This window comes from Paenibacillus gansuensis, from assembly GCF_042684925.1.
GTDB lineage: Bacteria > Bacillota > Bacilli > Paenibacillales > DY6 > Paenibacillus_N > Paenibacillus_N gansuensis.
Window position 1 is genome coordinate 63060 of sequence record NZ_JBHUME010000002.1, and the last position, 18214, is coordinate 81273.

Sequence of the window (18214 nt, forward strand, 5' to 3'; positions counted from 1 at the left end):
ATCAACCTGTACCCAACTATAAAGGATTCCACGCTCGTGGACATGACTCGAAAGGGCTAGTACCTGTGAAACTTTTGTGCCTGTCGAAGTGATCTTATTACTTGGGTACCCATCCCTGCTCGAACGCATACCTTGTAAGTTGTACCCGGTTGTCCAGGTGGAGTTTTTGCAAAATATTTTTTAAATGATTCTTCACTGTATATTCGGAGATGGCTAACGTTTCCGCGATGTCGCGGTTCGATTGTCCGCTCGCTACGCACCTGAGAATTTCCCGTTCCCTTGGCGTCAACGGAGTAACCTCCGTGCTTACGGGCGTCCCCTCCGCCGTTCCGGCCGTTTCTCCGCCCTCTGCAGCGGCTCCGCCCTTGGCGAAAGCAGCCGCATCCCCTTGCGAGAATTCCTGCAGCAGCCGGAATGCTACTTCCTTGGACATCGGCGCTTCATCGAACGCAACGGCCCGCAGGTATTCATGCCAGGAGGAAGGCTGCAGATTTTTCAACAAATAGCCCTGGGCCCCTTTCCGCAGCGCTTCGAACAAATGCGTCACGTCATCGGATACGGTCACGAGAACAATCTTCACATAAGGAAACCGCTCTTTAATGCGCTTGGTCGCCTCCAACCCGTCCATATCCGGCATGTGAATATCCATCAGCAGCAGGTCCGGCATCCACTTCTCCGTCAGCTCCAATGCCTCCCGGCCGTTCCGTCCCTCCGCCGCAATTTCGAAGGAAGGATCCATTTCGACGATGTCCCGCATCCCTTCCCGGGCATGTTCATGGTCGTCTATAATTACCACTTTAATAGGCGCCATTATCCCTTTCCTTCCTTTCGGATCCACAGCGTCGTCCTGCCTTCCGTCCGCTCAAGCCCGCATGCCCAGCCCATGGATGCACAACGCTCCTCGATAATTCCAAGCCCGAAATTAGATGCAGCAGACTGGATTACACCTGGACTTCCGCTGCCGAATCCCTGCCCGTCATCCGTCACTGTACATTCCCAGCCCCCGTAATCTGACATGCCTGCGTTCAACCAGGCTTTCGAGGCTTTGGCGTGCTTTTGCACATTCATCATCCCTTCACGGATACAAGCCAGCAGTTCCACTTTTTCCTTCGGGGTCAGGTGTTCCTCCTCCAGCTTCCAGGACAATTCCGCGTCCACTCCGGTATTCTCCGTAAATTCCCGCAGAAGCCCCTCCAAGGATTGGCGCCATGGAAGCTCTTCCGGTGTTGCCTGCACCTTGAGATTAGCTATGGACTGGCGCACATCCTCATACACCTTCCGGATGGTACGCCGCAGCTGATGGTACGTCCCCGTCTCCTTGACTGCGGGCTGTTCGCGTTCCAGCTTGTCCATTTTGACCGATAACAGAAACAGGGATTGGGATATGCCGTCATGCAGCTCCCGGGCCAGCTTTTCCCGCTCCTCCAGCACCGCTTTCTCCGCCCTCTCAGCCTCCAGCTGCTCCTGTGCATCTTCGAGAATGTCGAACAGCTTCAGCAGGAACGCAACGGTAACCAGAAACACAAGAAGAGGGGCCAGCCAGTTGCCGAGCCCCATCGAAATGTAAGAGGTGAGCACATTGTGCCTGATGTATTCCCATAACCCGATCGTGAGCGTCGGAACGGCCATAATCAGCCATTTGATCTGTTTGTAGGACATAGGCGGCTAGTACACCCTCATTTCCTGCTTGTATACTTTCTCGTTGTCTTCCGGATCCTGTACCCGCAGTTCTACCAGCCATTTCCCTGCAAAAGGAAGATAAGGCCCGCTCACCTTATACGTATACTTCGTAAAGCCTGTAAAGGAGTCGACTTCCTCGTCCTTGTAGGGCTTGACAGGCACGGTGATCGCTCCGCTTTCCGGCTTGTCCAGCGGGTGCAGGCGAAGCGTTATATTCTTCGGTTCTCCTGTATTCTCAGGCAGGAATACCTTGACAATAAACTCGTTCGTCCCGGGCACGTTCGGTGAAATGCTCATGGTCCCATGCTGCTTTTCGCCCATTTCATGGTAATAGAACGGTTCGTTCGCAGGCAGCGGACTGATATAGGTGAAAATCCCGACGACGGCGATAATAAGGGCCATCACCACCGCATCCAGCTTTAACAGCTCCGACAACGGCTTATTCCGTTTCATCCGTCCCCGGATATAGGCCCCGATGATCAGGACGATGAGTACGAGCACAGTTTTGACGATTAGAAATTCGCCCCATTGTGTGTACAGCACATACTCTATCTTGGGCAAAAAGGCCAGCGTAGACAATATCCCCGTAACGATCAGCAGTACGATGGACCAAAGCGCTCCGCGTGACACTGAAGCAACATAAAGTGATTTGACTTCCCCAAGCTTGCGCCATTGGAGCATAAGCAGCGTCACGCCGCCGACCCAAACGGCCGAGCCGAACAAGTGCAGGAAATTCAGGCCGACCGTGTACACCTTGGGATCAAAACCCGCCGCATGCCCCGTCATCGCTTTCGCGCCAAGCAAGCCAAGCATCCAGACTGCGTCGATGATCTTATTTCGGCCGATCAACACAAACCCCAGCATGCTCCAAACGAGCGAGATCAGCCAGGAGCGCCCCACATCTGTTCCGGTGAGCAGCTTCAGCCACAGATTCGTACCGCCGGTATCCACCAAAGCCAACCCGTGCACGAACACGTACAACAGCAGCAACAGCAGCTGTGCACGCTGCGCCTGCAGCAGCCCGTCCTTCATAGATGTCTGCAGCTCCTGGGAACCCCGTGGCAGCAATGCCGTCCACAGCACCCAGCCGGCCAGCATAAGCAGCGCAGCGTAATACGCGATCCGTACCCCGAACTGAACATACTCCCTCAAACTCATATCCCAGCTAACTTGGCTGTTGTGATGCCCTGCATGATTCCCTTCGTGCAGCTCATGCCCCTCGATCGGGAACAGCGGCACTTCCTCCGATGCCGGCGGATTTCCCACCGTAAATATATACGCGCCCTCCACAGGATGGCCATCTGCAGAAATAACCCGGTAGGAAACCGTGTACACACCGGTACCCGTTTTCGGCAGCGGCTTGGTCAGCTCCCTTCGGTCCTCACTGAGCGTAGCCTTTCCTCCGCCGATCTCTTTCCCCCGGGCATTCCATACGCTTATACTGTATAACTCGCTCTCCAAAGGTTCATTGAACGTAAGCTTCACTTCCGCCGGCGCCTGTTCCAAACGGGCATCCGCTGCCGGCGCGGTTCCGGTCAGCGCCGCATGGGCGCTGATTGTGCCCGGCGCAGCCCATCCGAGCATGCTGAACATAACCGCAATCAGAAGCACTATGGTCCATAGGGAGGGTATTCTGATCGGTTTCTTTCCTGTACTGACTATCAATTCGATGAGCCTCCTGCCTAATTTAACTAATGTAATCCTACCTATGGTGCACTGGCAAGCCGGGCCCGCCGGTGTAACGAATCGTACACACGCTATTTCAGCTCAACTCGAGCTTTCCGGATTCTAACGAATCGTACACACCTTATTTGGCTCATTTCCTGCCCCAAAGGCGCATTTTCATGGAAATAACGATGGTACGATTCGTTAGAATGGGAAACACCCTGTTTTTCGCCAAATAGGGCTTGTAGGATTCGTTAGAATCAAAAGTGGCTTCGGCGAGCGTATGTCAAGCCCCGCCCGCCGACGAACAAATCGTATTCAAAAGGGTAAACGTAAAGCTGCCCCGGTTTCTATATCCCGGCTGCAGCTTCGTCTCCATGCTCTCTTGTTCTATTCAATCCGCTTTCGCCCGGCATAGCCGTCGTGAAGCCCGTGATAATGGCTGATTCTTTCCTCGCCCTGCTTCCAGCAGAGCAGGATTTCTTCGCCGCCTAGGATGGAAGGAAAATCAATAAGTCCCATATCAATATCTTTTACTTCTACGCCGTGCCTCTCAAAATTCTGCAAATGGGTTCTCGCTTCAATCTGCAGAAATTCAATTTGGCATTCCAAGGTGAACAAAGAGTCTGAATCATCGGAAACCTGCTTGGCTGCAAACACTTTCTTATATAACTCAAGTTCTTCATATTTATCTTCAAAATCCTGCTTAATCTGCTGCAGCTGCTTCAATTCCGCCTTCATCAGGGGCAGCAGGTCATTTGCTTCTTGCAGTGTGAAATACTTCTTGGCCACGTTGCCACCTCCCGTCCGCCTCATCGGTTGATCGATATAAACAGTGTACTAAATCCGGCGCTATTTTACCAACTACGAATATATGAACTTTCAGATCTTGACAGGCACTATATATTGATATATCTTTAGGAAACGACAACTACATATTGTGGGAATAGGTACTTTAAGGCGTAAGCCTGAAGTTTAATAGGGAAATCGGTTCAATGCCGATGCGGTCCCGCCACTGTAACAGCGGAGTTTGAACGGGAAGCTGCCACTGGTCTTTCATAGACTGGGAAGGCGCGTTCAAGCGGTGATGCTGGAGCCAGGAGACCTGCCTGTTCTGACGCACAACGACAACCTACGGGAGATAGGAGCGTGCTTGAATGATAGACGGCTGATGGCGTCGTTTCGGATGAAACGTGCATGGCCGGGCTAAGCTGACATTGTTCAATAACGGGCAGGATCCTTTCGGGGATTCTGCTCTTTTTGTATTCTATAATTCCGCGTCTAGTAAAGGAGCTTAAGCATTCATGGAAATTGTTAAACGCAACGGTCAAAAGGAAGAATTGGTATTCGCCAAGCTGAAAAAAGTGATTGATTTTGCCTGCGAAGGCTACGAAAACTGCGATCCTCTAGAGCTGGAAACGGCGCTGCTGCCGCATTTTCGCCAGCATATTTCAACAAAAGAGATTCAACGTACTTTAACCCAAGTAGCTGTAGAGAAAACATCGGTAGATCAGCCGGACTGGCAGTTCGTGGCCGCGAAGCTGCTGGTATACGATCTTTACAAAGAGGCACAAATCCACCGCAAATACGGGCATTTCGGCTATGGGGACTTCTATTCTCTGCTCACTTATCTAGCCGACAAGGGCTTGTATGGACGATATATACTGGAACATTACTCCCGTGAGGAAATCCGCGAACTGGGCGAATACCTGGTGCCTGAGCGGGATTACCTGTTTAATTACATCGGGCTGAAAACGCTTGCCGACCGTTATATGATCCGCAGCTTCACAGGGGATGTGCTGGAGCTGCCGCAGGAGCTGTTTATGGGCGTAGCCATGCATTTGGCCATGAAGGAGACCGACCGTTTAGGCTGGGCCAAAAAATTCTACGATGCGCTGAGCAAGCTTCAGATGACCGTAGCCACCCCCACCCTGTCCAATGCGCGCAAGCCGTTCCATCAGCTGTCCAGCTGTTTTATAGACACGGTCCCGGACAATCTGTGGGGAATCTATCACTCCGACCAGAGTTTTGCGCAAGTCTCCAAGCATGGCGGCGGCATGGGCATCTACATCGGCAAAGTGCGCAGCCGGGGCTCCGATATCCGCGGATTTAAGGGCGTGGCTGGCGGTGTGATCCCTTGGGTCAAAAACTTCAACAATACCGCGGTAGCCGTCGACCAGCTTGGCGTCCGTTCGGGTGCGGCGGCGGTGTATCTGGATGTGTGGCATAAGGATATTTTTGATTTCCTGAATGTCAAAACAAACAACGGCGACGACCGGATGAAGGCCCATGATATATTCCCGGGCGTGTGTATTCCGGATCTGTTCATGCAGCGGGTGCGGGAGCGCGGCTCCTGGTATTTATTTGATCCTCATGAAGTGCGTACGGTGATGGGGTACTCGATTGAAGATTATTGGGGCGAGGAATGGGAAGCCAAGTATGAAGCTTGCGTGAACGAGTCCCGATTGTCGCGGGATGAGGTTCCGGCGATTGAGCTGATGAAAAAGATTCTGGCCGGCGCCTTTGAAACCGGTACCCCCTTCCTGTTCTTCCGGGATACGGTGAACCGCGCCAACCCGAACAAGCATAAGGGCATCATCTACTGCTCTAACTTGTGTACGGAAATATGCCAGAATATGAGCGCAACCGAGTTCATCTCCACAACGCATGAGGACGGTGTCATTACGGCGAAAGTACAAGCTGGTGATTTTGTCGTCTGCAACCTGTCCTCTCTCAATCTGGGCCGGGTGTATTCAGACGAGGACATGGAGAAGGTAATCAGCTGCCAAATGCGGATGATGGATAACGTCATCGACTTGAACCATTACCCTGTACCGCAGGCGGAAATCACAAATAAGAAATACCGTGCTGTCGGCCTGGGCACCAGCGGATATCACCAATGGCTGGTAAACGAGCGCATCCATTGGGAAAGCGACGAGCATGTGAAGCGGGCGGACGAGCTGTATGAGCGGATCAGCTACTATGCGATCAAAGCCTCCATGGAGATAGCCAAGGAAAAAGGTGCGTATGAAGTGTTTGAAGGCAGCGAGTGGCAGACCGGCGAGTATTTCACAAGACGCGGTTACGATTCCCAGGCTTGGCGGGAGCTGCAGGCGGAGGTTGCGCGTTACGGTGTGCGCAACGCTTGGATGTTCGCTGTTGCTCCGACAGCATCGACGTCGCTGATCGCCGGCTCAACGGCGGGCATCGACCCGATCTTTAACAAGTTCTTCGTCGAGGAGAAGAAGAACGCGGTCGTTCCGCAAACGGCGCCGAACTTGACGCCGGACACGTTCTGGCTGTACAAGGAGGCTCACCGGATCGACCAGCGCTGGAGCATCGCCGCTGCCGGGAAACGCCAGCGCCATATTGACCAGGCGCAATCGTTCAACTTGTACATCACGCCGGATATTGGCGCCAAGGACTTCATGGAACTGTATATGGCCGCCTGGGAGCACGGCTTGAAAACCGTCTACTACTGCCGCAACCAGAGCCTTGAGGTAGAGGATTGCGTGAGCTGCTCGTCATGATGAAGGCAGAATGGAACGCAGTACCCATACCTATCAACTAATCACCTACACAGGAGGACTACCATGGAACTGACCAAAAAGAAATTGTTTAACGAAGACGGCGACCGTGACTGGGGCAAGCGCCGTATGATCGGGGGCAACACGACGAATTTGATCGAGCTGAATAATGTGAAATACGACTGGGCCACCAAAATGTACCGCACCATGATGAACAACTTTTGGATCCCCGAGGAAATTTCTCTCGCGCAGGATGCAAAGGATTATAAACATCTTTCCAATGAAGAAAGACAAAGTTATGATAAAATTATCTCTTTCCTGATTTTTCTGGACTCGCTCCAAACCGCTAATTTGCCCAACATCAACGAATACATCACCGCCCCGGAAGTTAATTTATGCCTAACCGTGCAGACATTTCAAGAAGCGGTACACAGCCAAAGCTACTCCTATATTCTGGATAGTGTGTGCCCAGCCGAAGTTAGAGACCGGATTTACAACGAATGGCGGGAAGACAAACATCTGCTACGCCGTAACAGGTTCATCACCGACCTGTACGAGCAGTTTATCGAGGACCCGTCCGGACGCAATCTCGTCAAGACAATTATGGCCAACTACATCCTGGAGGGCATTTATTTTTACAGCGGGTTCAGCTTTTTCTATGCCCTCGGACGGCAAGGAAAGATGCTCGGTACGGTATCTGAAATCAAGTATATTCAGCGGGATGAGTTGACGCATCTGGCTTTGTTCCAAGGTATTTTCCGGGAAATAAGACGGGAGAACCCGGAACTGGTAACGGATGAGCTCATTGAAGAGCTGCGGGAGATGATGCGGACAGCGGTAGAGCATGAAATCGAGTGGGGACAATACATAACTTCCAATCAAATCCCCGGGCTCACTTCAGAAATTATCGATGCGTATATTAAATTCCTGTCCAACGAGAGGCTGCGCAAACTGCAGATCGAGGTACTGTACCCGGAAGTAACGGAGCATCCGCTGAAATGGGTGGAAAGCTTTAGCAACATGAACGGCATGAAGACTGATTTCTTTGAGCAAAAAGTAACCAACTACAGCAAATCCTCAAACCTGAACTGGGACGAGCTATAGCCGGCGGAAGGAAAGTCCCCCGCTCCTTCTCCGGTTGATGCCAATAGGACAGAAGGAGTGTTCACGTGACAACTTTGATATTTTATATTGTGGACGTATTTGCGGAACGCAAGTATGAAGGGAACCAGCTGGCCGTGTTCCGCGGTGGAGCGGAGCTTACTACGGAACAAATGCAGAAAATCGCCAAGGAAATGAACTATTCCGAAACTACGTTCATTCTTTCCGAAGAGCCCGTTAACGGCGGGTATGATGTGCGTATTTTCACTCCGGAAAAAGAGCTGCCGTTCGCAGGACATCCGACGCTTGGAACTGCGTATGTACTTCGCCGGGAAATTGCAGGCCCCGACAGCGAGAACATTGTGCTTAATCTGAAAGCCGGACAAATTCCCGTGACAGCCCCGCCTCAAGATAACCCGGCCCAGCCAGGTGAGCCTGAAATGCTCTGGATGCAGCAGAATTCTCCCGAGTTCGGCACCTTGCTTGAGTGGGACCTGCTGGAGCGGCTGCTGGGTCTGCAACCCGGCGACGCCGACCGTCGATTTACGCCGCAAGCAGTCTCCACCGGAGTGCCCTTTGTGATTGTCCCGTTAACCTCGCTTGAGGCTGTCAAACGAAGCGGCATCAAAGACAAAACGGTCTATACCGATCTCGAGCGCCTTGCAGGAACCGGCGGGGTACTAGTGTTCAGCCCGGAGACATATGATGCGAACCATCAACTGAATGCACGGGTGTTCGTAGAATCACTGGGCGTACCTGAAGATCCGGCCACGGGTTCCGCGAACGGCTGTCTCGCCGGCTACTTAGTCAAGTACCGGTATTTCGGGGAACAGTCTGTTGAGACTCAAGTGGAACAGGGGTATGAAATCGCCCGCCCTTCCCTTCTTTACCTAAAGGCTGGGCAGATGCAGTCAAATTCGGACATTCAGGTCCAAGTCGGCGGCCGCTCTATTCTCGTCGCCAAAGGCGAATTTGTTTAAGAGCGCCGCCAAAGGGAACCCTACTTTTAGAAGACGTACATAGAAGGAGGGTTGCCCTAATGGATCACGAAGTAGGAAAAGGACATGCCTATGAAGTAACGGATTTGGAAGATCACGCCGGCTTGCTGCAGGAAATCCGGCAGCTGGAATCCCGCATGCGCGAAGAGCTCGGCGAGGAAATTACACTGATCTCCTACAGCAAGAACGACAAAGACATTTCCGGCTGCCGTGCTGGATTAGCTGACTGAGTCTGCGTACGCAGTTTTGCTCGCCTTTGTTAACGATGTGAAATAAGGGGGCTGTCCTAAAAGGTGCAAATTACCTTTCGGGACAGCCCCCTTCGTTGTAACGGGCTTCGAATTAAGCTATTTCAATTACAGCATAAGCAGAGTTGCCATAGAAACCGAGCTGCCTGAAGTTCAGTCCGGCTGACAGATCCGTCCCCGGTACTTGTTCGGGCAAAGTAAACATTGTTATATTCACTTGATCCAATCCTGCATTTATTGCGTTCGTGATTTCTCCCGCCAGCGGCTTAATGAGCGATAAGATGCTGTCTGCCGCTTTTTCCAGTACGCCGGGAAGCCCAAAGTCAAATGACACCGAGCCGTCCATGGATACTTTCGCAATAGCTTTGTGGGCCGTATGGTCGGTTATCAGTTTGAGATTCAGCGCAGGGGTGTGCGTGGATACGGAAATATCCGGTTCGACCCATTTGCCGAACACTTCGATTCCGCCCTTTGCGCTTGCTGAAACGCGCAATGTCCCGTAACCGGCACCGTCAGCTATCCATACATTGGTTTGATCCGCACTAGCCCTGGCTTCGCCGTCATAGCCAAAGCCCGATTTGCTCTTTTTGGCTCCGGCATGGGCGCTGGCACCCGGAAACCCGGAGGCGGCCATATCATGAATGAAGTCCGATGCAATCGCTACGGCAATGACGGCCCCTGTTTCCGGCTCCGGAGGGAGAACTGCATTACCGCCCGAACCTCCAGCCTGTGCTTGAAGGTGAAGCGCACCGTTCTCAAGATACAGCCCTTGCATTGCAATCGGAACACCGATCACTTTGCCCAAATCAGGCAGAGGAACCGAAGACATTTGCTTTTGAAACTGCGGTACGATCTGCTCATTGAACAATTTCGCCACTTTCTCATCCAAACTGCCTACCGCAGCAGGGACAGCCTCCAGATTCGTCATTGTGAAGGCAGAGCCTTTCAGAGCCAATAGTCCCGTTACAGTAACCGGAACCTGATAGGTTCCTTGCAGATTTCCTCTTTCGCCGTTCCGGTACTCAAATAATTGAAGCTGCATTTGGCTGAACAAAAAGGAAATCTTGATTCCACCGGACGGGTCCTGGGAAAACGAGACCGTCGGCGGCCCTTGCAGTCCGTACACCATTTCCATTTGCAGCACATCCACAATTTTGTTTCCGCCGAAGTCTTGTTTGTTGCTGTCCGTATACTTGCTCAAAAGAAGATTAAACAACCCTGTTCCCGTTCTGATTAACGTATTCGACATGCCTGTCTCTCCTTTACATATCCATGATTTTGGCAAGCATCTGATTGATTACGGAGAGGATCTCCTTGGAAAGCTCCTCACCTTCGAGCCCTTGTTTTGCCGGGTCGCGGAATTGCTGCATCACAACGTCGCTTTGCATTAGAGACAAGACAACCGTCTGCTGGGCCTGCGTTGTGCTGCTTTCGAACGTTATGTTCTGAAGAGCAGGCTGAGATGACCATTTCTGATTCAGGTCGGTAAGTTTGACCTGAACGGATACTGCTTCTGACAAAGTAGTGTCCAAATCAACGGTTAACGTAAGCTGCACTTCTTGAAAGTGAAACAAAAAGGTACCGTAGTGTTCAGCGGTAATCCCAGTTCCTTTAAGATTCTTACAAGGAGTGTACGAATGCCAGCTTCCGGACAAAGTGACATCTTGGAACAGAAGCGGAATGGACATTTGCCGGTCTTGTACAGGAAACGTTATGGGCGCATACAGCGAAACCGTATCCAAACCGTTAAGACGGTTATGAACTGCGTCTACATGGGTAGTTTCGGTTGGTAAATATAAAATAGGACAGAGCGGCGGATTTTGTTTCGTATCAAAATTACTTACATCCCGAACTTGTTTATTCGTGTAGGGAGGCACGTTGATTCCGTCTGAATGAACCCCGTTGCGAATGATGTCCGGAAAGGAACGGATCAGGCTTTGGATCACTGTCTTAAGAAGTGATTCCCAATCTGTATCCTCCGTTGAAGCTCTTGTCATGTCAATCACTCCTTTATGCCGATGTAAATGGGTCCTTAGGCGGCGTCATGGCAGCAATAGCATCCAATAACTGCTTGTAGTTCCACCCTTGAGTGACCGCGTTTAAGATGACATTCTGCTGGGTCAGCAAGGCAGAAATACCCGCCTGAATCAGTGCGGCATTTCTGCTCTGCGGCGTATCGCCGCTTCCCCCGCTGGCACCGTAGGAAGGGACAATACTCAATAGACCCGTGACAATATACAAGGCATAAGTCCCAAAATCGGAAGAAAGGCTGAGCGGCTGCGAAGTTCCTGTCGTGCTTAACAACTGGGTTAATTGATGGTATACGCTGTCTCCGTTGTAAGCGTCCAGAACTTGTTTAAATGATGCAACCGAAGGATCTGAAGGCACATAATCATATAGGTCTACCAACGGGTCGGACAGAGTGTTGTAAATATTCAAAATCCAAAGCCCCATGGGAGAACCGCTCAAATCCGTACGCAGCTCCCGCAGCCTATCCAAAGAATCGTCGCTGCTTTGAAGCATATCCATACCTGTACCTGATGTCATAAAGACGTGGGGGGCAAGCCGGTCTTCCGCAAAACAGCTGGTTACCGCGGTAAGATCCGCCAGAGTCACGTTGAATAACTTGGTCAGCACATGATCCAGCGTATCCGCAAGCTGGATAGCTCCCGATTGTACCAATTTGGCAAATTTCTTGGCATCTGTAAGCAGTACTTTAGCAAGGTCGGCTGCGATCGATTCCAAGCTCTCCCATTCCTTTTTAAAGAGCGGTTTCAGATTACAGAGCGCCTGTTCCACTTGTGCAAGATCAAGATGTGCGTGATAAGGCCCCAGTTTTACGCCAAATTCAGGAATGTTCAAATACAGATCTCCATCAGCCGCAGCTGACAAATCCGTGCCTTGAAGTCCGAAAGCAAGACTGGCCGTGAAATCAACGTCGGCGAATGTGAAATGCCCCATCCCATACTTGCTCACATCAATGGATAGGTCCAATTCAATTCCTGCCGTACCTCCCCCGCCAAAGGAAAGCGGCTTGGAGGAAACATCCAGATGAAAATCGAAAACCGAACCGAACATATTACGGTCGACCTCGATATGCAATCCGGAAGATGTGCACGAAATATCCATCTCCATATCAACCAGCCCCAGAAAGGACAGCGCCCCGGAAACATAAAAATGCGGCTCGCGGTAAGGTTCAGGATTGGACGGCTGCGTATAGGTGGAAACGGACAAGTACGGACCGCCTGCCTGCGAGTCTCCCCGGGTGTCGCTTGAAGCTTTGGTCAGCCGGAATAACCCCCCGAATAAATCAATGGGGTCCAGTCTTTCCTCCACGCTCAAGCCTTGGTTTTGCGAAATCACAGCATCCGTTAATGCCGACCATCCGAATATATCCAGCTTTCCATAAACCTGGTATCCCTGCTTAAAAGAAAGTGCCGCAATCGATACGTCCAATGGACAAAAATACAGCTGCGCTTCCAGCTTCACGGTAAGATGGCCTTCCACCGTTTGAATCTCGTAATGCTTTACCCCTGCCGTTTTGTCTGTGATGAACCACGCTTTTCCTGGTTCCCCAATCACAATCAAGGTTGATGAAGTATCTGCCGGCAGCGCCGTATTACCGTATTGCTGAAAAGCTGCGGAGATGGATGCCATGTCTTTTTTGTCCAGAGAGGAGGCCAGCAGTAAAGGCATGGTAAATTCATGGATCCCTTCGATACCAATCTGATTCAAAACAGACCGGATTGCATCGGGAACGGGATGATTCGGATCGAGGGTTCCCACAAATGTATCCAGTATCGCTCCCAGACTGCTGTCGCTTATGGCGCCGGCAAGTACACTCTGCCCGGGATTTTCGGTGTTCACAATACAGGCTGCCGAACCGTTAAACTTCTCCATCGTCACCGTACCCGCGAAACCCGCCATAGGCACCAGTTCCCAGTCCGCACCGATTTCCAGAGCCAAATCACTCACCGTAAAACCGGTAATGCCAAATGCATTCGCCCAGGATCCCGTCATGCTCCCGGCAAGATAGAACCCGTTCTCCTCCACTCCAATTTCCATAGCAAAGGTTAATGTTTCATTCACCGCGTGAGGGGCAGGAATCGTTAACTGGCCCCGTAGAAAAATACTTGCCGTCCCCCCGCTGTATTGAATGGCCAAATAGGCGGATAAGTCCATATGATGAGTAGAGCTTCCACCGGATATCGCGGGGTTGCCGCCTGAGGCGGACATCCCTGCCAAGAGCAGAACGGATAACGAATCATCTTGATCCGACACTTGCAGGGCGACATCCAGTTCCACTTTTTGAATTGAAAAATAATCATAAAGCTGAAGCAGAGGTTTGCTTGTCGTACCCGCCTTATCGCCGAATACGATCGAAGCGTAGAAATTAACACCTTGCTTGGGTGCGCCGATTCCGCGCGGGATGGCCACTTTATTCGAAGCCGGGGGAGCAGAGGACTGGTAGGCTGACAGATCCGGAAACACGAATCCGGCCGGTAAGTCTACGGAAGACAATACTAAAATCATGCGCTCAAGTGTCAAATCTATCTTATTCAAAAATTCGAATCCCGGAAGATCTCCGAGTTTGCGCAAACCTGATAGGTCAAAACCCGCCGTCGCCCCCCAAGAACGCTGCGGTGTGGACAGGATTGTAAAAAACAAAGTCCCCACTCCGCTGATACCTGTTTGCAGGAAGAACGTTTTATCGCTGCCGGTCTTGGTAATGGCAATATCTGAATCGACCAGGCTGAAATTCAAACCGGAAGGCAGCTGCAGGGAATCCCCTGTAAGCTCTGACCATAAGCTGCTTAAAGATATAGACGGGATGCGCCCTTCTATGACAAAGTCGTTCCCGGGAAAAGCATAGGAGGCATTGAACAATGCGGGACCGATTTGGGCATACCCGCCTACGGATCCCGATAAGCCGCTCCCCTTCGCGTATTGCAGACTGAAAGCAACCTCCCTGATAGCGAAAGAAGCTTGCTTGCCTAAAGGGAAAGACCAGTTGTCCGTGATCGTGCCGCTAATAGAGACAGCTCCTTGTGTAGGCATGGCATCAAACCATAACTCGGAAATTTCGATATCTGGAAGATCGCTTGCATGTAAATAGGTGTTGATCAATTCCGTTAATGAAATAGGAGTCTCATCTTCCAGCCTCCCGATGATTTCGAAATCAGGGTATAGAGCCTCTACATCTACAAGAACCGGATTTTGGCTGCCTAAACGCACCGTACCTCCAATAAAACCGCTGAGAGCCCCTTCCTGACCCGTTCCAAATTCATAGGTCCATCCGGTTTGAATCTGCTCGATTTTCACAGCTGGAATAGGAGTCTCCCAAGGCACATCGCCGGAAAGGGCCAAAACCAGTTCTATGTATTCAGGTGACTTGTCCAGCGCGGAGAAACCCAGTGCGATTTCTTGCAGACAGAGTGACGAAAAGTCATGCAGCCCATCCGGTATAGATATAGACCCTTCTGATACGCCTAGCAAATGAGCCAGATCGGTTATGCCGTTGCCAAGCGTAAAGCTTTTATCTTCTGAAGTACCGCGGAATACAAAGCTGCCTGAATCGGCAACCAATTCAGTAGACACCGTTAATTCCATAGGTGAAGGCGAACCTATCATCACCTTGGCGGCTAATTCCATCCGGCTTACCGGTTCCCCGGTTTCGGGAGGGATAAGCGTATGCAGCCAAAGAAACATTCGGCCTGGTTTGAGGGAAGAGATTTGAAAGGAGATACTTTGATCCAATTCCGCTCTTATATCAATTTCAAGCGGCAAGTTAGAGGAAGGAATCATAACAGTACCCTGATAAGGCACTGGCTGGTTCAACGTAAACCAACGCAGGACATCACCTGCAATGCCCCCGGCAAACTGATTGTCCAGCTTCAAATTCCCTGAGATATTGAAGCCCTCCTGAAGGGAACTTTCCGGCCGGGTTACAGTCGACAGTGTCACAACGGTGTCCTGGCTTTCGAGCTGTCCGAAGAAGGAATCCTGAAGAGCATAGCCGAATTCATCCGGCTGTGAGGCCCAGTAGGGCGGTATCGTCCCCAAATGAGACAAATTCCATGCCGACGGAATGGCTGTAATTTGTAATTGAAGCCAAGTCGATGTATCATCGCCGTCACCCGACAAATGCACATCTGCCTGCTGCCAGCCAAACATTGTGATTTTACCTTTGATTAGGGAAGTGGGAGTAGCCGTATCTTCACTTGCCTCACCAATGACCAGCATCGGAACATGCAAATACCCTGCCAGCTTACCTGCTTCAGGGAGCAAATCCTGATTCACGTTCAATTGCCGGTTGGAGTCAATCCGGCTGCCAAATAAGGCTCGAAGCCCTGCGGCCTGCATAACAAGCCTCCTTTATTTTAAGTGATGTTGTACACTACAGGACTATGGTCAAATTGTTTCAGAATCTGCACCCAACGTGTTTCACTAAGACAGCTTCTGGCTGGAAGCACCGTTCGGCTGCTGCCGTACATCACATAATCAATGACCTTATTTTTGGTGGGAATCACGGTAAGGAGTCCGCAATCCTTTGTAGCCAGATGAAAATCCGGATCAGGATACGTCATTCTTGTTCCATATTCCTTCTTCCATTGCGAAAATTTGAGATCGTTGTTCTGCCAGCTCTTGGTGATGTCCATACCGACGCTTTTGTTTTCGGCGTAGGCGTTCGGGCAATTGAAGTCTCCGCCAATAACAATCTTCTGGTATTTCAGGAGATAAGCTTCACTTTCATTGACCGTGTTCCTTCCTCCCCTATAGGAAGAGTTGGCATGCAATCCCCAGATGGCAAACTGGTTGGAATAACTCACCTTGATACCCATGCGGATGGAACGTAGATTGGGAAGACGGAGCGCCCGGCCTTCAAAAGGCATTCCCGCTCTTTTCAGCGCCCAGATTTGTTTCGTTGTCCCTCTGCCCCGGACATCCAGCGTTCCGACATGAGCCACCTTGGTGAGCCCGGTGATCTGCTCCATATCGTCGTCCGAGAATTTACTGGATACTTCCTCCAGTATTAACAGATCTAAATTCATTTCGCCGCACCAGTTCGTTAAGGTGGTTTTGCGGTCTGCTACACTGCCCTTTCCGGTATTCACATTCCAAAATGCAACCTTCATTCTCCTCCTCCTTTCTAACTTATTTTTCCATATGGATGAGTATCCGTCAATGACAAAACACCGCATTTCCTTCAGCTCCATAGCTGAGTGGAATTGCGGTGTTCTCGGTTTTACGGACCATGCCATTATCTTTTCTTCGCATGCTGCTTAACAAAGGAACTGAGCTTTTTGTTCCGCTCCTTTTGCTGCTGGCGGGCACGGATATCATCCTTGGCTGCCAGGTAAGCAAGCTCCCGCTGCGTCTTCTTGTAGCTTTCGTACCTGCCGGCGTCGAGCGTGCCGTCGCTGAGTCCGCCGCGCACGGCGCAGCCTGGCTCCTTCTCATGCCGGCAGTCCGAGAACCGGCAGCCGGCGGCCAGCTCCTCGATCTCGGCAAAGGTGCCGCCGAGCCCCTCCTCCGCATGCCACAGCTGCAGCTCCCGCATCCCAGGCGTATCGATCATCAAACCCCCGCCCGGCAGCAGGAACAGCTCCCGGTACGTGGTTGTATGCCGGCCGCGGTCGTCGCCTTCGCGCACCGCCTGCGTCTCCTGTACCGGTTCGCCCATCAGCAGATTGATCAGCGTAGACTTGCCTGCGCCGGAGGATCCGAGCAGCGCAACGGTGCTTCCGTCACCGACATACGGCCTCAATTCTTCGATCCCTTGCTCGGTAAAAGCGCTAACGATGTGGACGGGCACCCCGATAGCGACACTCTCCACTTCGCGCGCCAATTCCTCGGGGTCCTCGCACAAATCAGCTTTGCTAAGCACGATTACCGGATTGGCCCCGCTCTCCCATGCTAGAATCAGATAGCGTTCTATGCGCCGCAGGTTAAAATCATAGTTCAGCGCGTTCACCAGAAACACCGTGTCCACGTTCGCCGCTACAATCTGCTCCTCCGTCAGCGCTCCGGCCACCTTGCGGGAGAATTTGCTGCTTCGCGGCAGCACGCCGTGAATCGTGGCTTTGCCCTCTTCCGGCCGGGCTTGGAGCAGCACCCAATCGCCTACAGCCGGATAATCCTCACGGCCGGAGGCTTCGTGGCGCAGTTTGCCGCTTACTTCGGCTAGCAGATCGCCTTGCTCCGTGAACACACGGTACATGTGCTTATGTTCCAATGCGATCCGGCCCACGTTATACCGCTCTTCATAAGGAGCGTAAGCTTCTGCCCACCGCTGCCGCCAGCCCAGACTTTCCAGAGAAATTACCTGCATAGTAACATCCCCGCTTCAATAGCCCGTGTATGCCATTTCATTTCTTCCTGTTTTCTGGTCTTTCTTGCCGTGCGGTAGGCCCGATACAAATTCCTTAGGATCTGCATAGTTCCACCCCCCGGCTGGATGAATCCGCTTGTTCCGCTTTCGCTCTGTTCCCGGACGCGTTCCCGGGCGCCCTGTCCTTGGCCCCTGCCATTTCACGCGTCTTCATAATAATTTTGCGGATGCTGTCCTGGGATAGATGGAACTTCGCAATCAGCTCCCGGACCGGCACGCCGTCCTTATATAAACTGTAGATCTCGTAATTCCGCTTCTGAATCACTTGGCGCGTTCCGTTATTTTCGCCCCAGCCCGCGCGCTTTTGTTCCTTTTTCGGAATGTAGATCAATTCGCCTTGAATATATTCCTGAAGTTCTTTCAGCAGTCTAGCCGGAAGAATGTGTTTCCCGTTCTTGTAACTCATTATAGATTTCCTCCCTGTTATGTGGGTTCTGTTGTCCTCTTTCACCTGTCATCGTAATGGTCATTGTCGTCATTGCTACAGCTGCAGCGCCAAATACGCCGCCTTTCATTTCTGTAATCATCTTCATTGCCATAACCTCCGTTTCGTTAATGTGGTAGTTGCTCCTTAGAGCGGGTAATTGACCTTTGTTCTCCTTA

At 51.5% G+C, this 18214-nt stretch carries 14 protein-coding genes, 1 pseudogene and 1 riboswitch; of the genes and pseudogenes, 4 read left to right on the forward strand and 11 right to left on the reverse strand.

All coding sequences use genetic code 11. The features are described from left to right. Positions 1-97 precede the first annotated feature (97 nt). From ACFSUF_RS00480 to ACFSUF_RS00495, 4 genes are all read right to left on the reverse strand, one after another. Complete coding sequence (locus tag ACFSUF_RS00480; RefSeq protein WP_377599043.1) at positions 98-811, reverse strand: response regulator; 714 nt, start codon at positions 809-811, stop codon at positions 98-100. Beyond that, positions 811-1659: a sensor histidine kinase gene (locus ACFSUF_RS00485; RefSeq protein ID WP_377599045.1), complete on the reverse strand. Its 849-nt coding sequence runs from the start codon at positions 1657-1659 to the stop codon at positions 811-813. The genes ACFSUF_RS00480 and ACFSUF_RS00485 overlap by 1 nt, the downstream gene beginning before the upstream one ends. Positions 1660-1665: 6 nt before the next feature. Further along, complete coding sequence (locus tag ACFSUF_RS00490) at positions 1666-3345, reverse strand: copper resistance CopC/CopD family protein (RefSeq protein WP_377599047.1); 1680 nt, start codon at positions 3343-3345, stop codon at positions 1666-1668. 390 nt (positions 3346-3735) lie between these two features. Continuing rightward, a complete protein-coding gene (locus tag ACFSUF_RS00495; protein ID WP_377599049.1) occupies positions 3736-4137 on the reverse strand; it encodes a DUF2203 domain-containing protein in 402 nt (133 codons plus the stop codon). Between the two features lie 139 nt (positions 4138-4276). After that, positions 4277-4472, forward strand: a riboswitch (cobalamin riboswitch). A 177-nt stretch (positions 4473-4649) separates the two neighbouring features. Here ACFSUF_RS00495 and ACFSUF_RS00500 point away from each other — a divergent pair. From ACFSUF_RS00500 to ACFSUF_RS00515, 4 genes are all read left to right on the forward strand, one after another. Next, positions 4650-6875 (forward strand): ribonucleoside-diphosphate reductase subunit alpha, encoded by a 2226-nt coding sequence (locus ACFSUF_RS00500; RefSeq protein WP_377599051.1) that lies wholly within the window; start codon positions 4650-4652, stop codon positions 6873-6875. 63 nt (positions 6876-6938) lie between these two features. Further along, positions 6939-7976 carry a ribonucleotide-diphosphate reductase subunit beta gene (locus ACFSUF_RS00505; protein WP_377599053.1) on the forward strand — a complete coding sequence of 346 codons (1038 nt, stop codon included), beginning with the start codon at positions 6939-6941 and terminating at the stop codon, positions 7974-7976. 65 nt (positions 7977-8041) lie between these two features. Beyond that, a complete protein-coding gene (locus ACFSUF_RS00510) occupies positions 8042-8953 on the forward strand; it encodes a PhzF family phenazine biosynthesis protein (RefSeq protein ID WP_377599055.1) in 912 nt (303 codons plus the stop codon). 59 nt (positions 8954-9012) lie between these two features. Beyond that, positions 9013-9201, forward strand: coding sequence for a hypothetical protein (locus ACFSUF_RS00515; RefSeq protein ID WP_377599057.1), 189 nt, complete (start codon positions 9013-9015; stop codon positions 9199-9201). A 112-nt stretch (positions 9202-9313) separates the two neighbouring features. Here the strand turns inward: ACFSUF_RS00515 and ACFSUF_RS00520 are convergent, their stop codons facing one another. The 7 genes and pseudogenes from ACFSUF_RS00520 to ACFSUF_RS00550 form a co-directional block, all read right to left on the reverse strand. Further along, positions 9314-10468: a hypothetical protein gene (locus ACFSUF_RS00520; protein WP_377599058.1), complete on the reverse strand. Its 1155-nt coding sequence runs from the start codon at positions 10466-10468 to the stop codon at positions 9314-9316. A gap of 13 nt (positions 10469-10481) precedes the next feature. Further along, a complete protein-coding gene (locus ACFSUF_RS00525) occupies positions 10482-11216 on the reverse strand; it encodes a hypothetical protein (protein ID WP_377599059.1) in 735 nt (244 codons plus the stop codon). 13 nt (positions 11217-11229) lie between these two features. Continuing rightward, positions 11230-15582: a hypothetical protein gene (locus ACFSUF_RS00530; RefSeq protein WP_377599061.1), complete on the reverse strand. Its 4353-nt coding sequence runs from the start codon at positions 15580-15582 to the stop codon at positions 11230-11232. A 17-nt stretch (positions 15583-15599) separates the two neighbouring features. Next, positions 15600-16355, reverse strand: coding sequence for an endonuclease/exonuclease/phosphatase family protein (locus ACFSUF_RS00535; RefSeq protein ID WP_377599062.1), 756 nt, complete (start codon positions 16353-16355; stop codon positions 15600-15602). Between the two features lie 125 nt (positions 16356-16480). After that, positions 16481-17551 (reverse strand): ribosome small subunit-dependent GTPase A, encoded by a 1071-nt coding sequence (gene rsgA / locus ACFSUF_RS00540; protein ID WP_377599064.1) that lies wholly within the window; start codon positions 17549-17551, stop codon positions 16481-16483. A gap of 196 nt (positions 17552-17747) precedes the next feature. Next, a pseudogene (locus ACFSUF_RS00545) lies at positions 17748-18017 on the reverse strand (CD3324 family protein); the annotation flags it as partial. Then, a complete protein-coding gene (locus tag ACFSUF_RS00550) occupies positions 17980-18144 on the reverse strand; it encodes a hypothetical protein (RefSeq protein ID WP_377599065.1) in 165 nt (54 codons plus the stop codon). The pseudogene ACFSUF_RS00545 and the gene ACFSUF_RS00550, both read right to left, overlap by 38 nt. Positions 18145-18214: the final 70 nt, after the last annotated feature.

Coding starts and splice junctions, on each gene's coding strand:
- ACFSUF_RS00480 (WP_377599043.1), bottom strand. CDS start 811: ATGGCGCCTATTAAAGTGGTAATTATAGACGACCATGAACATGCCCGG.
- ACFSUF_RS00485 (WP_377599045.1), bottom strand. CDS start 1,659: ATGTCCTACAAACAGATCAAATGGCTGATTATGGCCGTTCCGACGCTC.
- ACFSUF_RS00500 (WP_377599051.1), top strand. CDS start 4,650: ATGGAAATTGTTAAACGCAACGGTCAAAAGGAAGAATTGGTATTCGCC.
- ACFSUF_RS00505 (WP_377599053.1), top strand. CDS start 6,939: ATGGAACTGACCAAAAAGAAATTGTTTAACGAAGACGGCGACCGTGAC.
- ACFSUF_RS00515 (WP_377599057.1), top strand. CDS start 9,013: ATGGATCACGAAGTAGGAAAAGGACATGCCTATGAAGTAACGGATTTG.
- ACFSUF_RS00520 (WP_377599058.1), bottom strand. CDS start 10,468: ATGTCGAATACGTTAATCAGAACGGGAACAGGGTTGTTTAATCTTCTT.
- ACFSUF_RS00525 (WP_377599059.1), bottom strand. CDS start 11,216: ATGACAAGAGCTTCAACGGAGGATACAGATTGGGAATCACTTCTTAAG.
- ACFSUF_RS00530 (WP_377599061.1), bottom strand. CDS start 15,582: ATGCAGGCCGCAGGGCTTCGAGCCTTATTTGGCAGCCGGATTGACTCC.
- ACFSUF_RS00535 (WP_377599062.1), bottom strand. CDS start 16,355: ATGAAGGTTGCATTTTGGAATGTGAATACCGGAAAGGGCAGTGTAGCA.
- rsgA (WP_377599064.1), bottom strand. CDS start 17,551: ATGCAGGTAATTTCTCTGGAAAGTCTGGGCTGGCGGCAGCGGTGGGCA.
- ACFSUF_RS00550 (WP_377599065.1), bottom strand. CDS start 18,144: ATGAAGATGATTACAGAAATGAAAGGCGGCGTATTTGGCGCTGCAGCT.